This window comes from Flavobacterium sp. AC267, from assembly GCF_979258715.1.
In genome coordinates this window covers 2,900,059-2,918,770 of sequence record NZ_OZ409875.1, presented here as the reverse complement: position 1 = coordinate 2,918,770, position 18,712 = coordinate 2,900,059, and the positions used below count along the sequence as shown (strand labels likewise).

The following is an 18,712-nucleotide window of genomic DNA, read 5'->3' as shown; positions in this document are numbered from 1 at the left end:
ATAATCTTTTATCTAATAAAAAACTCAAATCAATAATTACAATTACTAATTTGAGTTAATCTATTTTTAATCTATTTTTAATTATTTTACTGCTTTGATTTGATAAGGAGGATTTGCTATTCTTCTAACTAACCATAACAAACACAACAGCGTTAAGATAATTGTCAGAACCAAAAATGGAACATATCCGACAGCTTTCGCTAATTTGTCAAATAAATAAACATACCACTTTATTCTTCTGCGTCGCGTTTCATAATCCTGAACAGCATAAGCAAACCAAGTAAGTAACGCACCGCCACCAGCTACAAATAAAGCAGATAGTCCTGGAGTAACAGTCGCTTTCAATGGTGTTAGCTGTATTTCTGCTCTTTTAAAACCTAGTTGTTTAAAATGCTCTTTAAAAGTTATTTCGGCATCTTTGGAAACTTCAACATTCTGAAAATACATTTCCTGACTAGATTTTTCTCCATTTTTTTCTATCGTAAACGTAATATTCGAATCACATCCAAGTTCAAATTCATATTCTGTAACATCTCTTACATCTACAATTGATTCAAATTCAGAAGCATTAAATACCTCTTTATTAACTCTTTCAATAATTAAATCTGTCTCTTCTTTGGCAATATTTCCAATAATATAGTTTCCGTAAAATAATACTACACTACCACCTTGTCCATTAATAAGCAATGGCTTTTCAAAAATTGATGTCATTTTGCGAATTTTAAAATTGTTATCTCTTTAATTTGCAAAAGTCCTTCTAATAAGCTTCAATAATAGCCCTTAAAAATTTTATGACTAACACTTTAAGACATAATTTCAATATTAAAATTTTACCCAATAAAAAAGCCGATTTCAGTTTTGAAATCGGCTTTCGTAAATTATTTTACAGCACTAATCTTAATTGGAGGATTTGACATTCTTTTAATCATCCATATCAAACAGCCAACTGTCAGAACTACCGTAATAATTAAGAATGGATAAAACCCTACTACTTCCGCTACTTTTTCAAAAATATAAACATACCATTTTATGATTCGTGTACGAGTTATAACTCGAGTTTCAAGATACTTTGCATACCAAGTAAAATTCCTCCCATCACGGCAACAAAAGCCGCAACAGATCCAGGAATAACAGCAAGACTAAGAGGCGTTATTTGTTTTTCCTCTCGCTTAAACCCTAATTGCTTAAATTTTTCACTTATTAATTTCTCTGCTTGTCTTGTAGTTTCAGAATCTTTAAAATCAATAGTTTTATAAGTTATAGAATCACTATTTCTAACTTCGAACATAATATGTGAATCATTTGCAGGTTCGAATTCATATTCAAAGATTTCGCTAATATTTATTATTGTTTCAAATTCAGCAGAATTAAAAACGCTTTTATCTATTCTCTCAATACTTAGATTTGCATTTTCTTTTGTAATATTTCCAATTATATGTTCTCCATAGATTAATACTACACTTCCTTCGTCACCTTCAAGAATTATTGGTTTATCAAAAATCATTGCCATTTGCTTTTAAATTAATTTATAAATTTCTTTTAAAATAATTTTGCAAAAATCTTTATATAGAATTCAATAAATAATCCCTAAAAGTTTTTAAATCGTCATTTTAAGACATTTTTTAACCTCCATTTTTATTCACAAAAGCCATTATTTCTATAAATTCACTTCAAATAACGTTTAATCAATTCTCACTTTTACAGTAGCAATACCCTCTCTATAAAAATGTGCTCTACTATCACTTTCAATTGGTAAAGTCACTTTATTACCTTCATTATCAATCAACATCCACTTGTCATTTATTTTAACTTTAATCAAATCAGAAGTTCGTTGTTCATTTTTTTCTTGCTCCAATCTATCATCACGATTAGAATTTCCGCTTCTAGTGCCGCAATAATCGTTATAGTAACTACCTTTATATACAAGTTTTTTCTTTTTAGAAATGATGTTGCCTTTTTCATCAAAAACTATTGTCTTATTTTTTAGGGTTCCTGTAATTTTTGAATCTACAGGTGAAAACAAAAATGATTCGTCATACTTGGCTGGAATAACTATTTGATCTGCCCCACTAACAACCCCCCATTTATCATTTATTTTGACAGCAAATAAATCATTATGATAATGAAATTCTATCTCCTGATACTGGGCGGTCAAAATTTCTCGGCCACTTCGATCCTTAACTCCCCATTTCCCATTCATTTTAAAAAAATAAAACCAGAATATTGTACATCTATTTCATCACATTCAACTCCTACAAGTTGATTCCCCAACATATCAAAAACTCCCCATTTATTATCTAATTTTACATTAATAACATTTAGATTTTCTCCTAATTGCTTAAAATAAATTTCATCGTATTTCGGCGGAACTACTTCTATTAGATTTTCATTAATACACCCCCATTTACCATTATTGCTTATCTTCATCATTTCGTATAAATTAGAAGAAAATCCTAAACTTTCATATGCATCGTATTTAACTGGAAAAGCTTCTTTACCCTCATCATTAAAAAAACTCCATTTATTGTCTATTCTGGCAGGAGTAAGTGAAACTTTCCCAATATTAACCACGTATCCAATTTGGTCATATTTTATCTCTGTTGTTTCCTCACCTTGCTGATTAAAAAAGCCATGTTTGCCATTAATTTCTACAACGTACAAGGGTAAAGTATCATCTATATAACTAATCGAACGAATCTGATCATAAATAGGAGCATTAAGTTCAAATCCCTCTAAATCAAAAGCTCCATATTTACGCTTATTTTCTACAACGATCATGTATTTGTACCTAAAAATGTAGTCAAATGCAACTGGGATAATTTCTTTTCCTACCCTATTAATGATTTCAAATTTTCTATCAAGCTCAACTACGGCCAGCCCTTTTTTAAAACTACGTATTTTGTCGTATTTTAAAGGAGTAATTTCTTTACCTGTTTTTATATCAATAAAACCGTATTTATAAGTGCCTTCCTGACCATAGAAAACATTAGTTACCAGAATAAAGAATAAGATTATTTTTTTCATTTGTGCTTCGTTTATGATTGTTTAATAGCAGTAATTATAAATGCTGTATTAAAATCTCATAAAGATCATTATCACTAACAACAAAAATGGTCCCGAAAAGTTTTTAAACTTGTATATTAAGACAATGATTCAACTCCAGTTTTATCCAATAAAAAAGCCGATTTCAAATTTAAAATCGGCTTTTTTGTTATTTCCAAAATTGAAACCATTTTCTTCTACTAGATGCAGTCGTTTTCAATTTATTTATATCAATAGTTTTAATTTCTGTAGAAGACAATCCGAAAACTTCAAGATTACGGTTTAAATTTGATAAGATGTAATCCTCTTCTTTTGGATATCGCTCCGCAATCACTTTATAATATTGCAACAGTTTTTCATCTTTAATTCCATTTAAAGCCTGTATTGAAGCATGCACAACCCAATTAGATTTGTCTTTTAACCCTATTATAAACGTATCAAGGTAATCTTTTTTATTTTCTAATTGTCCAAGCGAATAATAAAGCTGTCTTCTAATTTCTTCATTTTCATTGAATGCAAATGGAACAATCATGACTCCATAATCCAACTTCATTTCTTTTAGCAGATAAGTACAGAATTGAAATGTTTCTTCATCATTTATTCTTTCAATATTTTCTTGTATAAATTCAAGCCAGTCAGCACTTCTATCTTTTGCATACCAAAACACAAATTGAAACGCAGATAGAATATCCTCTTTAGCAAATTCCATCAAATAAGGATATGCCCTGCTATAATCAAATTTTGTAAGTATTTGAAGCAGTTTTTTCTGGATTTTATCTTCACTTGTATTATACTCTTTTTCTAAAATATCTAATGTTTGCGAAGCTATCTTTTTCTTTTTTAAAATTGCAAACAAACATTCTAATTTAATTTCCTCATCATCCGCAGATTTGTACACCTCTAAAATATGAGTTACTCCGCCACCCAATGTATGATTAAATAGATCATTATCATCATTTGCATTTTCTGCTGTGATTTCATCAAGCCAGCGTTCATACCAATCTAAAAAATCAGATTCAAAAGCAAAGTATGGTTTACGTCGATCGACATCAATATTAACAACCCTTCCCTTAAATTCCCCATTTAAAATAAGACCATAATAGTAAGTACAGCCTTCTGTTCCAATAGGCAAGATCCCTGCGAAAATTTTACCTAATTCGTCTTCAAAATCCTCATCAGAATTATCTCCATCAATTTTCTTATTTAGTTCTTTCCAAAAATCATCACTCATTTCAGGATGAATTTTGCAATCTTGTTTTAAGGAATTTTCAGGATTACTATAAACAAATTCTGCAATATTTTTACCAAAAAGGAAATATTCCGTACCCAGGGCCTGCAACGAGATTTTTCATAAGACATTCCTCCATTGCCAATATGCATTAAAAACGCTTTGTAACATTCAGGAAGAGAAACATTATAATCGCTTTCAAATTGCAAAATATCCTCATTACGCAACGTTTCTCCAACAACATAATTATGACTGTCCGCGACAAAAACTTCAAAATCACTATCAGTATCTTTTGCTAAAATCAGCTTCTTTTTTATTCTTTCTATTTGGCTTAAAGTTTTTTGATCGATCATAAATGGCTTTTAAATTGACATCAAATATATTACTTTATAAGTATTGAAAAAGATGTTTTAGAAACAAAAAAAAAAACCGATTTCAAAATTGAAATCGGCTTTAAAATATTTTGATAAATGTGATTTTATCCCTCACATTTCACAATAATCATTTATTAAATAAATACGCTCAGTATAAAATAAACTAATCCTGCTAATAAAGCCGAAATTGGAATAGTTAAAATCCAAGCCCAGATTAAGCTTACGGTAACTCCCCAGCGAACTGCAGATACACGTTTTGTTAATCCAACTCCAATAATAGATCCTGTAATAGTATGTGTTGTACTTACTGGAATTTTTAAATGTTCTGTAAAGTAAAGCGTTAAGGCTCCAGCAGTTTCAGCAACAACACCTTCAAATGAACTTACTTTTGTGATTTTAGAACCCATTGTTTTTACAATTTTCCATCCACCACTCAAAGTTCCAGCAAGAATTGCAGAATAACACGCTAAAGGAATCCATGGCGGCATTTTAAAAGCACCATCTTCAGAAGGAAGAGCCACATCTAACCAAGAATCCATATGAACACCAGGATTTGTATTAACATAAACCACAACAGCGTACTGCTATGATACCCATTACTTTTTGTGAATCATTTCCTCCGTGACCTAAACTAAAGGCCGCAGAAGATAATAACTGCATTTTTTTCAAAGCCGCATCAGCCTGATGAAGATTCAAACTACTAAATATCAAACAAAAACCACTCACCGTCAATACAATAAACGCAACCAAAAACCACTTAATATTATGTGGCTCAAATGCTACACTCCAAAAAACAGAAGTTGCAAAACGAGGTTGATGTCCATCTTTTACAATTTCGTCATATGGAATCATTTGTACGTAAACAAACCAAATAGTGGCAATCATTAAAGCAACAGTAAATATTTTTGGTCCTATATTTTTACGAGAAGCATTTAAAAGCCAGATCGAAATTAAATAAGAGGCCAAAGCTCCTAATAATGGTGCTAAAACAATAAAAGCAATAATGATAAGTACTCCCGAAGGCATACCACCATCTTTTCCAGCCTTATACCAACTCACTATATCATACCAATGATGTGTTGTACCATCTGGTCCCACATAACCTGAAAAACCATGAATTGCAATGGCATGCGCCACCGCAACTCCAGCAAAACCACCAATAAGAGTATGAGATGAACTTGAAGGGATTCCTAACCACCATGTTAATAAATTCCAGCAGATTGCAAGCAATTACACCCGCTAAAATTACCACTAGGTCAATTTGCATTGTATCTGCTGTTTTTGCAACAGTATCTGCAACACCAAATCCGAAAACCCAATAAGCTAAAAAGTTAAAAAATGCGCCCAAAGAACGGCCTGAAAAGGCGTTAAAACCTTTGTAGCAACAACAGTCGCTATAGCATTTGCCGCATCATGAAAACCATTGATGTAATCAAAAATTAAGGCTAATACTATAATTAATATAAGTAGCGTCATAAATTATAACTTCAGAATGAAAAATTGAATTAAGAATGTTTTACAGAAATAGATTCTAGTATGTTTGCAACACTCTTACATTTGTCTGTTGCTGATTCTAAAACAGATAACACTTCTTTATATTTAATAATATTTTTAGCGTCTGTTTCGTTTTCAAAAATTTCAAAAACTGCTTTGTTATAAACGTTATCAGATTTGTTTTCCAGTTTATTAATTCTAGAACAAGCATCTTTAATAACCTTGAAATTCTTTAAATTTCTCAATTCTTTAACCGCACTGTCAATGTTTTGACAAGCCTCAAGGTTGATTTCTGTCATCTTTCTGATAGATTTTGTAATCTTATCAACTTGATACAATCTCATACGGCTTGCGAGCACCGTGAAGGTAATCTGCAACGTTGTCAATAGAAGTAATCAGCGTATGAATATCTTCTCTATCAAATGGAGTAATAAAGTTTCTGCTTAATTCCAAATTGGTCTGACGTGTAATGTCCTCACCTTTTTGCTCTAATTCGTCAATCTTTTGAAAAAGAACTTCTCTTTCTTTTAATGGTAAATTTACAGCTTCGTGTAAGTTAGAAGCTAATTCAATTAAATTGCTTGAAGCCTCTTCAAAAAGTGGAAAGAATTTTTTGTCCTTCGGCACTAAAAATTGGAAAATACTGTTTATTGACATTGTTTTATTTTTGATAGTGCAAAATTACTTCAATAATATTTTGCAATGTTAAGCCATTGTTAACAAATCGTTTTCTATTTGGAAACTCTCCAAGAATAAAACGGTGTTTTCTATATCGTTATGTAAGATTCTGTCTTCTTTTACCAAAGGCACAACTTCTCTGTAGCTATTTAGGAACATTTCGATGAAATCACTTGATTTTAGAGGCTCTCTGTAGGCAATTGCCTGAGAAGCATTCAACAATTCGATTGCCAAGATACGCTCTAAATTATCTAAAACTCGTAAGGCTTTTGTAGCTCCGTTTGCTCCCATACTCACGTGATCTTCCTGTCCGTTGCTCGAAACAATGCTGTCAACACTTGACGGCGTTGCCAATTGCTTGTTCTGGCTTGCAATACTTGCTGCAGTATATTGCGGAATCATTAATCCTGAATTTAATCCTGGATTATCTACTAAAAATGCGGGAAGATTGCGCAGTCCTGAAATCAATTGATAGGTTCTTCTTTCAGAAATACTTCCTAATTCTGCCAAAGCAATTGCCATAAAATCTAAAGCTAAAGCTAAAGGCTGTCCATGGAAATTTCCGCCAGAAATAATCTGATCAGCTTCAATAAATATATTAGGATTATCTGTAACCGAATTAATTTCTGTTTTAAACACTTTTCGAACATAATCAATGGCATCTTTTGAAGCACCGTGAACCTGCGGCATACAACGGAAAGAATACGGATCTTGAACATGTTTCTTTTCCTGAGCGATAATTTCGCTTCCCTCCAAAAATTCTGTAACGCGCTGTGCAGTTATAATCTGCCCTTTATGCGGACGTATATAATGTATCAATTCATTAAATGGTTCAATTCTTCCATCAAAACCTTCTAAAGAAATCGTTCCAATTAAATCTGCCAAGTACGAATATTTGTATGCTTTAATTAATATATGAGCTCCATAAGCGCTCATAAACTGCGTTCCGTTCAACAAAGCCAAACCTTCTTTTGACTGTAAAACAATTGGTTCCCAGTTAAAATGCTTGCAAAACTTCAGCTGATGCTGTTTTCTTTCCTTCAAAAAACACAATGCCTTCTCCTATTAAAGGTAATGACAAATGTGCTAAAGGTGCTAAATCTCCTGAAGCTCCAAGTGAACCCTGCGTATAAATTACAGGTAAAATATCATTATTATAAAAATCAACTAAACGCTCTAACGTTTTCAACTGCACTCCAGAATGTCCGTAGCTTAAAGATTGAATTTTAAGCAAAAGCATCATTTTTATAATTTCCGACGGAACTTCTTCTCCCGTTCCGCAAGCATGAGATTTTACTAAGTTTTCTTGAAGTTTAGATAAATTTTCATTCGAAATCTTCACATTACAAAGTGATCCAAAACCTGTATTGATACCGTAAATTGGTTCAGAATGTGATGCCATTTTTTTATCTAAGTAATCACGGCACTTTTGAACATTTACTTTTGCTTCTTCAGATAATTCAAGCGATTTATTATTAGATAATATTTCTTGTAAAGTTTCTAAAGTTATAGTTTCAGTACTTATATAATGGATTTCTCTCATGACGTTTTTCAATTTAAGATGTCAAAATTCAACAAATCAATATTAAAAAGCAACATTTTATCACAATAATTAAAATTTCGGCATTGGCTATTCTAAGCTTTTAACTTTTCATCAATATTAAAAATCAAGCTGATTAACGTATTTCAGTCATTTTTTCATTAAAAATCAAATCATTATAAGCCATAAACAAAAGAAAATGAAGTCTTAAATATATCAAAACCTCAGTTTAGCATCTTTAATTTTAACAAATGCTCAATATTAAATTATTGATATTTGAATTATTAAAATATTCGCAAAAAGCCTTTAAAAATTTTTAATGCTTTTAAAAAACTGTACTTTTGAAAAATCAAAATGAAAAGTAACAGCACAAAATATCAATCTACAACGACAACTCCAACTCGAGTTGCAATTGTCGCTACAATTATTTCTACTACAACAACTACTACCCCTTAGGGGTATACATTTTTACATATAATCCTTGGTTGTCTATACTTTTTTTAAAAGAAGAAAGGTATTGGATACATGAAAAACAGTTACAAAAGAAAAAAATAGCCGCAGTTTTCAGTTTCAGTTCACAGTTCATAACCTTTGAACCTTTGTTACTTAAAACCTTTGCACCTTATTAAAAAAATATCATAAAATGAAAGTATTAAAATTTGGCGGAACTTCGGTTGCCAATGCTCAAAATATAAAACTCGTTCTCGACATTATCAATCAAAAAGCTCAAAAGGACAAACTAGTTGTTGTAGTTTCTGCACTTAGCAAAGTAACCGATTTATTGCAATTGGCGTGCAAAAGCGTGACAGAAACGACGAAAGTTTTAGAGAAGTTGTTGCCGAAATCGAGAAAAAACACCTTGATACGCTTAAAGAACTTATTCCGGTAAGCGAGCAAAGCAGTTTGTTAAGCCATGTAAAAAGAATCATCAATCATCTTGAAACTTTATTAGACGGTTGTTTTTTATTGGGCGAATTATCTCCAAGAACTGCCGATACTATTTTGAGTTTTGGAGAATTGCTTTCATCTTATATTATCGCGCAGGCTTATCAGCAAGTTGATAAAAGTGCAAGATACAAAGACAGCCGTGAATTGATTAAAACAAATGCTGATTTCGGAAAGGCTGTTGTCAATTTTGAAGTTTCAAATAAATTGATTCAGGAGTATTTCGCTTCAAATGAATCAAAAATTAATATACTGCCGGGTTTTATCGCGCAGACTGTAGACGGAATTACTTCTACTTTAGGACGCGATGGATCAGATTATACTGTTGCTATTATTGCGGGTGCCCTTGATGCAGAACAATTAGAAATTTGGACTGACGTAAACGGAATGTTTACTGCTAACCCGAAAATCGTAAAACAAGCGCGACCTATTGCAAATATCTCGTATCAGGAAGCGATGGAATTGTCGCATTTTGGTGCCAAAGTTTTATATCCACCAACAATTCAGCCGGTTTTAAGAAAAAATATTCCTATTTTAATCAAAAATACTTTTGAGCCGGAAGCTGTAGGAACTTTGATTTCTGATACTATTTCTTCTAAAGATTCGGTTGTAAAAGGAATCAGTCATATCGATCATATTTCACTTCTTACACTTGAAGGTCCTGGAATGATTGGAGTTGCAGGTTCTTCAAGACGTTTGTTTGAAGTATTGTCTCAGGAAAAAAATCAACGTCATTTTTATTACTCAGGCTTCTTCCGAACATTCCATTTGTATCGGAATTTTAAATTCGGATGCAGATAATGCCGAAGCAGCTGATCAACAGAGCTTTTGAAATCGAGATTTCGCAAAACAAAATCGATCCTTGTTATGTAGAAAAAGACTTGTGTATCATTGCTTTGGTGGGTGAAAACATGAAAAATCACCAAGGTTTAAGCGGAAGAATGTTTAGCACTCTTGGAAAAAACAACGTAAACATTCGTGCAATTGCGCAGGGAGCTTCTGAACGTAATATTTCGACTGTAATTAACGAAAGAGACGTTAAAAAAGCGTTGAATACTTTACATGAGAATTTCTTCGAAGAAAATACAAAACAGCTGAATTTATTCGTAATGGGAGTTGGAAATGTGGGTGAAAAATTCATCGAACAGATTCACAGCCAGAAGAAATTCTTAAAAGAGAATTTGAAAATTAATGTTCGCGTAATCGCTTTATCCAACTCTAGAAAAATGCTTTTTGATGAAGACGGAATTTCATTAAAAGAGTGGCAGTCGGCTTTGGATAATGGTGAAACTGCAAACAAAGAAGATTTTATCGCCCGTGCGAAAGAACTGAATTTACGTAACAGTATTTTTGTGGACATCACAGCAAATGCAAGTGTTTCTGAAACCTATGAGCAGTTTTTAAAACAAAGTATGGCGGTTGTAACTTGTAACAAAATTGCTTGTTCCTCTGCTTACGATAATTATAAAAAATTAAAAAGCTTATCACGCCAATACAACGCTCCGTTTTTGTTTGAAACGAATGTTGGTGCGGGATTGCCGATTATCGATACTGTAAAAAACTTAATTGCTTCTGGCGATAAAGTGCATAAAATTCAGGCGGTTTTATCTGGAAGTCTGAACTTTATTTTCAACAATTTTGATGAGAATAATTCTTTCCACGATGTGGTTAAAGAAGCAGGAGTTCAAGGTTTTACAGAACCAGATCCAAAAATTGACTTGAGCGGTATCGACGTAGCGCGTAAAATCCTGATCCTTATTCGCGAAAGCGGTTATGAAATGGATATTGACGCCATCGCAAACGAATCGTTTTTACCTGCAGAATGTTTGGCAACAACAAACAACGAAGACTTTTTTGCATCGTTAATCAAACACGCGCCGCATTTTGAAAATATCTATAAAGAAGCTTTAGCCAGAGATTCTCGTTTGAAATATGTAGCACAATTCGAAAACGGAAAAGCAAGTGTTGGCCTGCAATTCATTCCAAAAGATCATCCTTTTTACAATTTAGAAGGAAAAGATAATATCGTATTGTTCTACACAGATCGCTACGTAGACCAGCCTTTATTGATCAAAGGCGCCGGTGCAGGAGTCGCGGTTACAGCATCCGGAATTTTTGCTGACGTAATTCGAATAGGGAATAACTAAAGAAGGTACAAAGGCTCAAAGGTGCAAAGCAACAAAGTTAAAACCTTTGAACCTATAAACCTTTGCCACTCTGAACCTAAAATAAAAAATATTCTGTAGCAAAGCCTTTGTTCCTTTGAACCTTTGCCACTCTGAACCTTTAAAAAAATGGAAATAAAACTATTTTGCCCAGCAACTATCGCCAACCTCTCATGCGGATTTGACGTACTTGGACTTTGCTTAGACAATGCGGGCGATGAAATGATTGTTCGTAAAGTCGATCAAAAAGGAGTTCGAATCACTAAAATTATAGGTGCTGACCTGCCTTTGGAAACCGAAAAAAATGTTTCTGGAGTTGCAGCTTTGGCGATGCTTGAAACTTTAGACGAACTGGATTTTGGATTTGAAATCGAAATTTATAAAAATATAAAAGCCGGAAGCGGAATTGGAAGCAGTGTCGCAAGTTCTGCCGGAGCGGTTTTCGGAATTAATGAATTATTAGGAAGACCGTATTCTCGTAAAGATTTGGTTCAGTTCGCCATGCAGGGCGAGAAATTAGCCAGCGGCAACGCACATGCAGACAACGTTGCTCCTGCTCTTTTAGGCGGTTTTACTTTGGTAAGAAGTTATGCTCCGCTTGATATTATCCGAATTGACAGTCCAGAAGAATTATATGCGACGGTTGTTCATCCGCAGATTGAATTGAAAACGTCTGATGCTCGTTCGGTTTTAAAACAAAACGTTTCGCTGAAAAGCGCTATTATGCAATGGGGAAATGTAGGCGGACTTATAGCAGGTTTATATACAAAAGATTACGAATTGATTGGAAGATCACTTCATGACGAAATCGTAGAACCTTTAAGGAGCGTTTTAATTCCAGGTTTCGATTTAATCAAACAAACGGCATTAGAAAACGGCGCCTTAGGTTCTGGAATTTCAGGTTCTGGTCCATCGATTTTTGCTTTAAGCCGAGGAAAAGAAACCGCCAACCAAATCGCTAAAGCGATGAGCGAGGTTTATGAAAACATGAGTCTGCCGTATGAAATACACGTTTCGAAAATTAATCCCGACGGTGTTCGCATCCTTTGAAAGAATTAAAAATCAAAAATTTAGAATTAAAAATCATGCTTGTCAGACTGAGCGTCCCGAGCTTCGGGAGAAGTCCCGCAAAGTATAGCACACAAAGTATAACAAATATAGTTTGTCAATTTCGAGGAACGAGAAATCACACTAGTTTGTCGACAAAGATTGGCGAATTACTATACGGAGTTCCGAGTGTGATTTCTCCTTTCAGTCGAAATGACAAAAAAAGCGAATAATAAATTATTGAAGAACAAAAAATATCACCACAAAGCTTTGCGATCGTCGCGTTTTCAAAAGAAACCTATTCCTTGCGTTCTTTGCGGTTAAAAAACAATCATTGGAATTTGGTCCCGAAGCCTCGGGATAAAAAATTGGAATTTGATTTATCCTTTTTCTAAAATCTAAAATCTAAAATCTAAAATTAGAAATGAAATACTATAGTTTAAACCATAATGCCCCAAAAGTTTCGTTTCAGGAAGCTGTAATTCAAGGATTAGCGAGTGATAAAGGATTATATTTCCCAGAGAATATTACGCCATTAGATCCGTCATTTTTTGATAAAATTGAAACTTTGAGTCACGAAGAAATTGCTTTTGAAGCGATTAAACAATTTGTGGGCGACGAAATTCCAGAAGAAAAATTAAAAGAAATTATTGCCGATACTTTAGTTTTTGATTTTCCAGTTGTAAAAGTCGAAGACGGAATTTATTCACTAGAATTATTCCACGGTCCAACAATGGCTTTTAAGGATGTTGGCGCGCGTTTTATGTCGCGTTGTCTTGGTTATTTCAATAAAGATAAAAAAGATGCTAAAAACACTGTTTTAGTGGCAACTTCCGGCGATACAGGCGGAGCTGTTGCAAGCGGATTCCTTGGCGTTGACGGCGTTGATGTTGTCATTTTATATCCGTCAGGAAAAGTGAGCGATATTCAGGAAAAGCAATTGACTACTTTAGGGCAAAACATTAAAGCGCTTGAAGTTGACGGTGTTTTTGACGATTGTCAGGATATGGTGAAAAAAGCGTTTTTAGATGAAACTTTAGCGCATAAAAACCTGACTTCGGCGAATTCTATCAATATTGCGCGCTGGTTACCGCAAATGTTTTATTTCTTCTTTGCTTACAAAGCGTTGAAAAACCAAAACAAACCTTTAGTTTTCTCTTGCCCAAGCGGAAACTTCGGAAATATCTGCGCCGGAATTATGGCTAAGAAATTAGGTTTGCCAATTGAACATTTCGTTGCGTCTACAAACGTAAACGACACGGTGCCAAGATTCTTAGAAAACGGAAAATACGACCCGAAACCTTCTAAAGCAACAATCTCTAACGCTATGGATGTTGGAAACCCAAGTAACTTTATTAGAATTCAGGAATTATACAATAACGATTTAAAAGCTTTCGAAAAAGATTTTTCTTCTTACAGTTATACCGATGAAGAAACACTTGTTGCTTTAAAACAAATTTATAACACAGACGGTTACATTGCAGAACCACATGGCGCTGTTGGTTATTTAGGTTTGAAAAAAGAATTACAAAAACACCCTAATGCAATTGGTATTTTCTTAGAAACGGCGCATCCTATTAAATTCTTAGATGTTGTTGAACCTGCATTGGGAATTACACTTCCTATTCCTACTCAAATTGAGAGTGTTATTAATGAGGAGAAAGTTAGTGTTAAGATTTCTAGTTATGAGGAATTGAAGACTTTCTTGGGGTAAAGAGCCTTTTTTATACAATTTTTAAAGCCAAGTATTTTAAATGTGAATACTTGGCTTTAAAATTTATGCACTTAATTATTTGGTAAGAAATTAGTATGTTTGAAATAAAGAAAAAAAGAATTATTGTGGAAAATTTTACTGATGATATAAGACCAATTGAAACAAGAAAAACTCTTAAGCTGATTATGACTTCTGGTGCAATAATATCTACAGTATTAGGAGTCACAATCTTAATAATTTTCATAATAAATCTCCAAAAAAGCCATCCTTTTCCGTTGGGTAAGCATACATATGAATTAGATAATTATGCTAAATTTGGCGATTTTGTTGGTGGCTTTATTGGAACTTTATTTTCACTCGCAGGCTTTTTTCTTCTTTATTTAACTTTTAAAGATCAAAGGGAAAGTTTCCATAGGGAAAGATTAGAAAATAATTATTTTGAAATGATTTCTTTCCACCGTGACAATGTTAACGAACTTACATATACTTACAAAGAAAATCATACAGACCATAATTTCTCAACAGCTGAAAGAAGAAAAGTATTTAAAATTATTTTTACTCAATTCAAAGAAGCTTGGGAGGAATTATCTCATTTTTTCGACCAAAATCAAATCAACCTAATTTATAAAATAGATTACCTTTCGAAATTAGAAAATAATTCTACCTTAAATGAGAGAAAAATTGATTTGAAACAATACGCACAAATCGATATCATTTACACAATTATATTTTTTGGTTTAAGTGAAGAAGATCGTGAAACCATATTTAATATTTTTAAGGAAAAATATAATGAGAATTTTATTAAAACGATAATTGATTATTCAATACTAAAACCTAAAAAAGAATCAGATTTTTGGAGGAAATGGCAATTGATAAATAATAGTAAAAATAAAATAAGCATATTTAACAAAATAAATAAACAACGAAACGATCATAAATCTCAATCTATACTGTTTCCTAAAGGAACCTTTTCAACTGAACAAATCAAATTTGATTATGATCATTACTATCCAGATAATTATAATAAATATTATGGAGGACATCAATTTAGGCTAGGTCACTATTTTAGACATTTTTTTCAAACCGTTAATTTTATTGATAAAGAAATCTACCTCACTTTTGATGAGAAATATAAGTATATAAAAATATTAAGAAGTCAATTATCTAATTATGAACAAATCATTTTCTTTCTCAGTAGTATTTCTGAAGTAGGAAGAACTTGGGAATTTGAAACTAAAAAACAAGAGTCAATTGAAGAAAATAAGCAGTTGATAACAAAATATAATTTAATTAAAAATATTCCAATGAAAATCATAAGTAGCGAAATTTTCGTTAATAAATACTATCCAAATGTAGAATTTGAAACATTTGAAAATGGAGATGGATTAACCAAAAAGAAAAAAAATAGCACAAAAATATTATTAATCTCTTTGGAACGAGCTTTTCGCTCGTGAAAATAAAGAAATTCAAAAAAGCCAATTGGGATGGGCACAAACGAGATGCTCGCGCTAGCTGAGCAATTTACTAATATAACTTTTTTATTTTTTTATGACTAATAAACTAGAAGCACTGCCCTATTTTCCATTTGATGCTGAAATATGGGGAACAGTATCAGATTGGATCATGATCTTTGTTACTGCTTTTACTGCGCTATATCTTGTAAAAACTTTTAGACAACAAAATACCGCATTAAAAATGGAGAGGTATAGATTTTCAATGTCTATTCGTCCTTCCTTTTCCGCAAAGATAAACTTATTCGAGCCTTTAGTCCAATTATCTAAAGAAAATATGATTAAAGTAAATTTGGAAATTAAAGTTGAGAATCACAGAGCCTTGATGGAAAAAATTGAGGTTGAAGTAAGTCATATAGTCACTCCTCAAAATTTGTATCGACCATTCGCAGGAAATCGTTGGATGGAAGCAGGTGCTTTGTGGAATGTGTCTTTTACTTTTTCTGAACAAGAAAAAATAGGAAATGGATTTCTGCCAATATCTCCGTCAATTTATATATATTTTCAAGACATCGAACAAAGGAGATTTAAGCAATTAATTTTTCTTAGAACAAAACCTGAGTTTAAATTATATGTACATCCTCCAGAAGAATTAACAGAAAAAGATCTATCGATTACTACATAAATTCTCGCTCGTGAACACAAAGAAATTTAAAAATCAATTGGAACGCTCACGAGCGGGGCAAAGCAAATTACAAGATATTGGAACGGAATATAGGAGCGGGTACGAAGTCGGGAGACTTCGCACAGCATAAGAAACAAGAATAAAAAAAGAGATCTAAATAAGATCTCTTTTTTCTTTAAATATATATTTAAAAACGTTTATTTCCCGTTCAATAATTTCTCTAAATACTCAACTTTATCTTTTTCAGCTTGCACCAAACGTTCGTAAAGTTCAACTACTTTATCTAAAGGATTAAAAGTGCAATTAAAATTACCTGTCGTAGTTGAAAGCGTTCCGTTATCTTGAATAGTATTTCCAATAATATTAAAAACCGCTTCTTCTGAAAAATTCTTAATTGCTTCAACAGAAACTCCAAGAGCTTTTGCGATCTCAATTAGTTTTTGTTCGTCTACAGTTTCGCTGTTTTCAATAGCCGAAATCGTCTGCTGATTTGTTCCTATAGCCTGCGCCAGTGCTTCCTGTTTCATATCTTTAAGCTCTCTGATACGGCTTATATTTCTGCCGATATGTTTTGGTTTTATTGCTGTACTCATAATTCAAAGATATTTAAAATTCTTAAACGAAAATCAGTTTCGGTAAAAAACAAAACTGTTTTTGTAAGATACTATTTTCAATTTTATATTTGAACGCAGATTTAACAGATACGTTATTACGAAAACGCAAATTAATACGGATTTTAAATATATGAGCCGTGTAAATCCGCGTTTTTGCGAAAGCAAATCTGTTTAATTCGTGTTCTATCAAAAAGATTAGGCTAAAGCCAATTTTCTAATGTAATTTTGTTTCTCCAGCTAAAGCTGGAGGCAATTCATATTTTTATTCAATTAAAATTAGCTAATTTTTCTTTTTACAATACAATTAGATTAACATGATTACAAAAGCGACAATCGAAGACATTCCCGCATTAACAACTTTAATAAACTCCGCATACAGAGGCGAAACTTCTAAAAAAGGCTGGACAACCGAAGCGCATTTATTGGAAGGAAAAAGAACCAACGAACAGGAAATGACCGAAATATTTCTGGATCCTAAAAACACGATTCTGAAATTCACTGAAAATGATACAATTATTGGTTCGGTTTTATTGATTCAAAAAGAAAAACAATTGTATTTGGGAATGCTGACGGTTTCTCCTGAATTGCAAAACAGCGGAATCGGAAAGAAATTATTGGCTGAAGCCGAAAATTATGCTAAAACACTTGGTTTGTCAAGTATTATTATGACGGTTATTTCGGTTCGTGAAGAGCTTATTGCTTGGTACAAACGTCATGGATATGTTGATACGGGCGAAAGAGAGGCTTTTCCTGAAAGCGAAATTCATATTACGATTTCTGATGTGCCTTTGGAATTTATTTTCTTGGAGAAAAGGCTCTAAGTTTTTTGCCGTGAAGACACGAAGGCACGAAGTTTTTTTTAAATCTCGTAATCCTGATAGCTATCGGGAGCAAAGTTGCTAAGTTTTTTATACGGTTTCTTAGCAGTTTGTCATTTCGACGAAGGAGAAATCACACTAGTAATTCTACAAAGATTGGCGACAAACGTTGCGGAATCACGCTTGTGATTTCTCCTTACTCGAAATGACAAAAAAATGGATAATAAAACTATCAGGATTGCGAAATTTCATATAACGTTAGACGCACCGAACTGCGTCTCTACAGAGAAACCTTTGTCCCTCTGCCCCTATGTTCCTTTGAACCTCAAAAAACTAAGAAACTCTTCGTTTAATTTTTGACAAGAACTCATGTGAGACTCCCAAATAAGACGAAAGATTCTTATTGTTTATGGTCTGGACTTTTTGCGGATAACGATCTTTAAAATCTAAATAACGCTGTTTTGAGGTTTTATTTAAAACATCTAAAAGTCGTCGCTGGATCGCGACATTCGCACGTTCTATCATGAGAACATGAAACTGCATTATTTTGGGAACTTCTTCAAACAATTGTGCTTTTTTGACTTTACTAATTACCAAAATCTCGCTGTCTTCAATCGCTTTAATATTATACGTTGTTGGTTTTTGATGGTAAAAACTTTCGAGGTCACACATCCATTCATTTTCAAAGGAAAAGAAAATCACCGTTTCTGTTCCGTTTTCGTTAAGAACATACGTTTTAAAAGAGCCTTTTAAAATAAATCCTTCGTAACTGTTGTTGGAGTCCTGGGTTTGTAGAAATTGATTTTTTTTAAGTTTGATGAGTTCGGCTTTTGAAACTATTAAGTTCCATTCTTCATCTGTGAGCGGAATCTTTCGCTCAATGTTTTTTCTTAGTAGGTTGTACATCTTTGTGGTTT

14 protein-coding genes and 4 pseudogenes are annotated in these 18,712 nt (G+C 32.9%); 6 read left to right on the top strand and 12 right to left on the bottom strand.

The annotated features are described in order from the left end of the window. Positions 1 to 81: 81 nt before the first annotated feature. From ACZZ95_RS15275 to hutH, 10 genes and pseudogenes are all read right to left on the bottom strand, one after another. Positions 82 to 711: a hypothetical protein gene (locus ACZZ95_RS15275; RefSeq protein WP_463469695.1), complete on the bottom strand. Its 630-nt coding sequence runs from the start codon at positions 709 to 711 to the stop codon at positions 82 to 84. Between the two features lie 334 nt (positions 712 to 1,045). Continuing rightward, on the bottom strand, positions 1,046 to 1,504 hold the full coding sequence (locus ACZZ95_RS15270) for a hypothetical protein (protein ID WP_463469694.1): 459 nt from the start codon (positions 1,502 to 1,504) through the stop codon (positions 1,046 to 1,048). Positions 1,505 to 1,681: 177 nt separating this feature from the next. Next, a complete protein-coding gene (locus tag ACZZ95_RS15265; protein ID WP_463469693.1) occupies positions 1,682 to 2,200 on the bottom strand; it encodes a WG repeat-containing protein in 519 nt (172 codons plus the stop codon). Beyond that, a complete protein-coding gene (locus tag ACZZ95_RS15260) occupies positions 2,197 to 3,024 on the bottom strand; it encodes a WG repeat-containing protein (RefSeq protein WP_463469692.1) in 828 nt (275 codons plus the stop codon). The genes ACZZ95_RS15265 and ACZZ95_RS15260 overlap by 4 nt, the downstream gene beginning before the upstream one ends. Before the next feature lie 187 nt (positions 3,025 to 3,211). Continuing rightward, entirely contained in the window at positions 3,212 to 4,273 is a 1,062-nt protein-coding gene (locus ACZZ95_RS15255; RefSeq protein WP_463469691.1) for an SMI1/KNR4 family protein, read from the bottom strand. Between the two features lie 26 nt (positions 4,274 to 4,299). After that, positions 4,300 to 4,623, bottom strand: a complete 324-nt coding sequence (locus tag ACZZ95_RS15250) for an SMI1/KNR4 family protein (protein WP_463469690.1) — start codon at positions 4,621 to 4,623, stop codon at positions 4,300 to 4,302. Positions 4,624 to 4,778: 155 nt separating this feature from the next. After that, the gene (locus tag ACZZ95_RS15245; protein ID WP_463469689.1) at positions 4,779 to 5,216 is read right to left on the bottom strand and encodes an anion permease; all 438 of its coding nucleotides are present in this window, start codon (positions 5,214 to 5,216) and stop codon (positions 4,779 to 4,781) included. Next, positions 5,203 to 6,120 (bottom strand): annotated as a pseudogene (locus ACZZ95_RS15240) (anion permease). Before ACZZ95_RS15240 ends, ACZZ95_RS15245 begins: the two are co-directional and overlap by 14 nt. A 29-nt stretch (positions 6,121 to 6,149) precedes the next feature. Beyond that, a pseudogene (locus ACZZ95_RS15235) lies at positions 6,150 to 6,795 on the bottom strand (DUF47 domain-containing protein). 48 nt (positions 6,796 to 6,843) lie between these two features. Continuing rightward, a pseudogene (hutH, locus tag ACZZ95_RS15230) lies at positions 6,844 to 8,359 on the bottom strand (histidine ammonia-lyase). 640 nt (positions 8,360 to 8,999) lie between these two features. On the opposite strand from hutH, the pseudogene thrA reads away from it, so the two are divergent. The 5 genes and pseudogenes from thrA (at position 9,000) to ACZZ95_RS15205 (ending at position 16,363) form a co-directional block, all read left to right on the top strand. After that, positions 9,000 to 11,448, top strand: a pseudogene (gene thrA / locus ACZZ95_RS15225) (bifunctional aspartate kinase/homoserine dehydrogenase I). 147 nt (positions 11,449 to 11,595) lie between these two features. Beyond that, complete coding sequence (locus ACZZ95_RS15220) at positions 11,596 to 12,516, top strand: homoserine kinase (protein WP_463469688.1); 921 nt, start codon at positions 11,596 to 11,598, stop codon at positions 12,514 to 12,516. A gap of 421 nt (positions 12,517 to 12,937) precedes the next feature. Continuing rightward, entirely contained in the window at positions 12,938 to 14,227 is a 1,290-nt protein-coding gene (gene thrC, locus ACZZ95_RS15215) for a threonine synthase (protein WP_463469687.1), read from the top strand. 95 nt (positions 14,228 to 14,322) lie between these two features. After that, on the top strand, positions 14,323 to 15,681 hold the full coding sequence (locus tag ACZZ95_RS15210) for a putative phage abortive infection protein (protein WP_463469686.1): 1,359 nt from the start codon (positions 14,323 to 14,325) through the stop codon (positions 15,679 to 15,681). Between the two features lie 94 nt (positions 15,682 to 15,775). Next, positions 15,776 to 16,363, top strand: a complete 588-nt coding sequence (locus ACZZ95_RS15205) for a hypothetical protein (RefSeq protein WP_463469685.1) — start codon at positions 15,776 to 15,778, stop codon at positions 16,361 to 16,363. A 197-nt stretch (positions 16,364 to 16,560) separates the two neighbouring features. On the opposite strand, the gene ACZZ95_RS15200 is transcribed toward ACZZ95_RS15205, so the two are convergent. Continuing rightward, entirely contained in the window at positions 16,561 to 16,956 is a 396-nt protein-coding gene (locus tag ACZZ95_RS15200) for a helix-turn-helix domain-containing protein (RefSeq protein WP_463469684.1), read from the bottom strand. Positions 16,957 to 17,291: 335 nt separating this feature from the next. On the opposite strand from ACZZ95_RS15200, the gene ACZZ95_RS15195 reads away from it, so the two are divergent. Continuing rightward, a complete protein-coding gene (locus tag ACZZ95_RS15195) occupies positions 17,292 to 17,798 on the top strand; it encodes a GNAT family N-acetyltransferase (protein ID WP_463469683.1) in 507 nt (168 codons plus the stop codon). 330 nt (positions 17,799 to 18,128) lie between these two features. Here the strand turns inward: ACZZ95_RS15195 and ACZZ95_RS15190 are convergent, their stop codons facing one another. Next, complete coding sequence (locus ACZZ95_RS15190) at positions 18,129 to 18,701, bottom strand: Crp/Fnr family transcriptional regulator (protein WP_095954676.1); 573 nt, start codon at positions 18,699 to 18,701, stop codon at positions 18,129 to 18,131. Between the last annotated feature and the right edge of the window lie 11 nt (positions 18,702 to 18,712).

What these genes read in the sequence shown, in the direction of transcription:
- ACZZ95_RS15275 (WP_463469695.1), bottom strand. Translation starts at nt 711, where the DNA reads ATGACATCAATTTTTGAAAAGCCATTGCTTATTAATGGACAAGGTGGT.
- ACZZ95_RS15270 (WP_463469694.1), bottom strand. Translation starts at nt 1,504, where the DNA reads ATGATTTTTGATAAACCAATAATTCTTGAAGGTGACGAAGGAAGTGTA.
- ACZZ95_RS15265 (WP_463469693.1), bottom strand. Translation starts at nt 2,200, where the DNA reads ATGAATGGGAAATGGGGAGTTAAGGATCGAAGTGGCCGAGAAATTTTG.
- ACZZ95_RS15260 (WP_463469692.1), bottom strand. Translation starts at nt 3,024, where the DNA reads ATGAAAAAAATAATCTTATTCTTTATTCTGGTAACTAATGTTTTCTAT.
- ACZZ95_RS15255 (WP_463469691.1), bottom strand. Translation starts at nt 4,273, where the DNA reads ATGAGTGATGATTTTTGGAAAGAACTAAATAAGAAAATTGATGGAGAT.
- ACZZ95_RS15250 (WP_463469690.1), bottom strand. Translation starts at nt 4,623, where the DNA reads ATGATCGATCAAAAAACTTTAAGCCAAATAGAAAGAATAAAAAAGAAG.
- ACZZ95_RS15220 (WP_463469688.1), top strand. Translation starts at nt 11,596, where the DNA reads ATGGAAATAAAACTATTTTGCCCAGCAACTATCGCCAACCTCTCATGC.
- thrC (WP_463469687.1), top strand. Translation starts at nt 12,938, where the DNA reads ATGAAATACTATAGTTTAAACCATAATGCCCCAAAAGTTTCGTTTCAG.
- ACZZ95_RS15210 (WP_463469686.1), top strand. Translation starts at nt 14,323, where the DNA reads ATGTTTGAAATAAAGAAAAAAAGAATTATTGTGGAAAATTTTACTGAT.
- ACZZ95_RS15205 (WP_463469685.1), top strand. Translation starts at nt 15,776, where the DNA reads ATGACTAATAAACTAGAAGCACTGCCCTATTTTCCATTTGATGCTGAA.
- ACZZ95_RS15200 (WP_463469684.1), bottom strand. Translation starts at nt 16,956, where the DNA reads ATGAGTACAGCAATAAAACCAAAACATATCGGCAGAAATATAAGCCGT.
- ACZZ95_RS15195 (WP_463469683.1), top strand. Translation starts at nt 17,292, where the DNA reads ATGATTACAAAAGCGACAATCGAAGACATTCCCGCATTAACAACTTTA.
- ACZZ95_RS15190 (WP_095954676.1), bottom strand. Translation starts at nt 18,701, where the DNA reads ATGTACAACCTACTAAGAAAAAACATTGAGCGAAAGATTCCGCTCACA.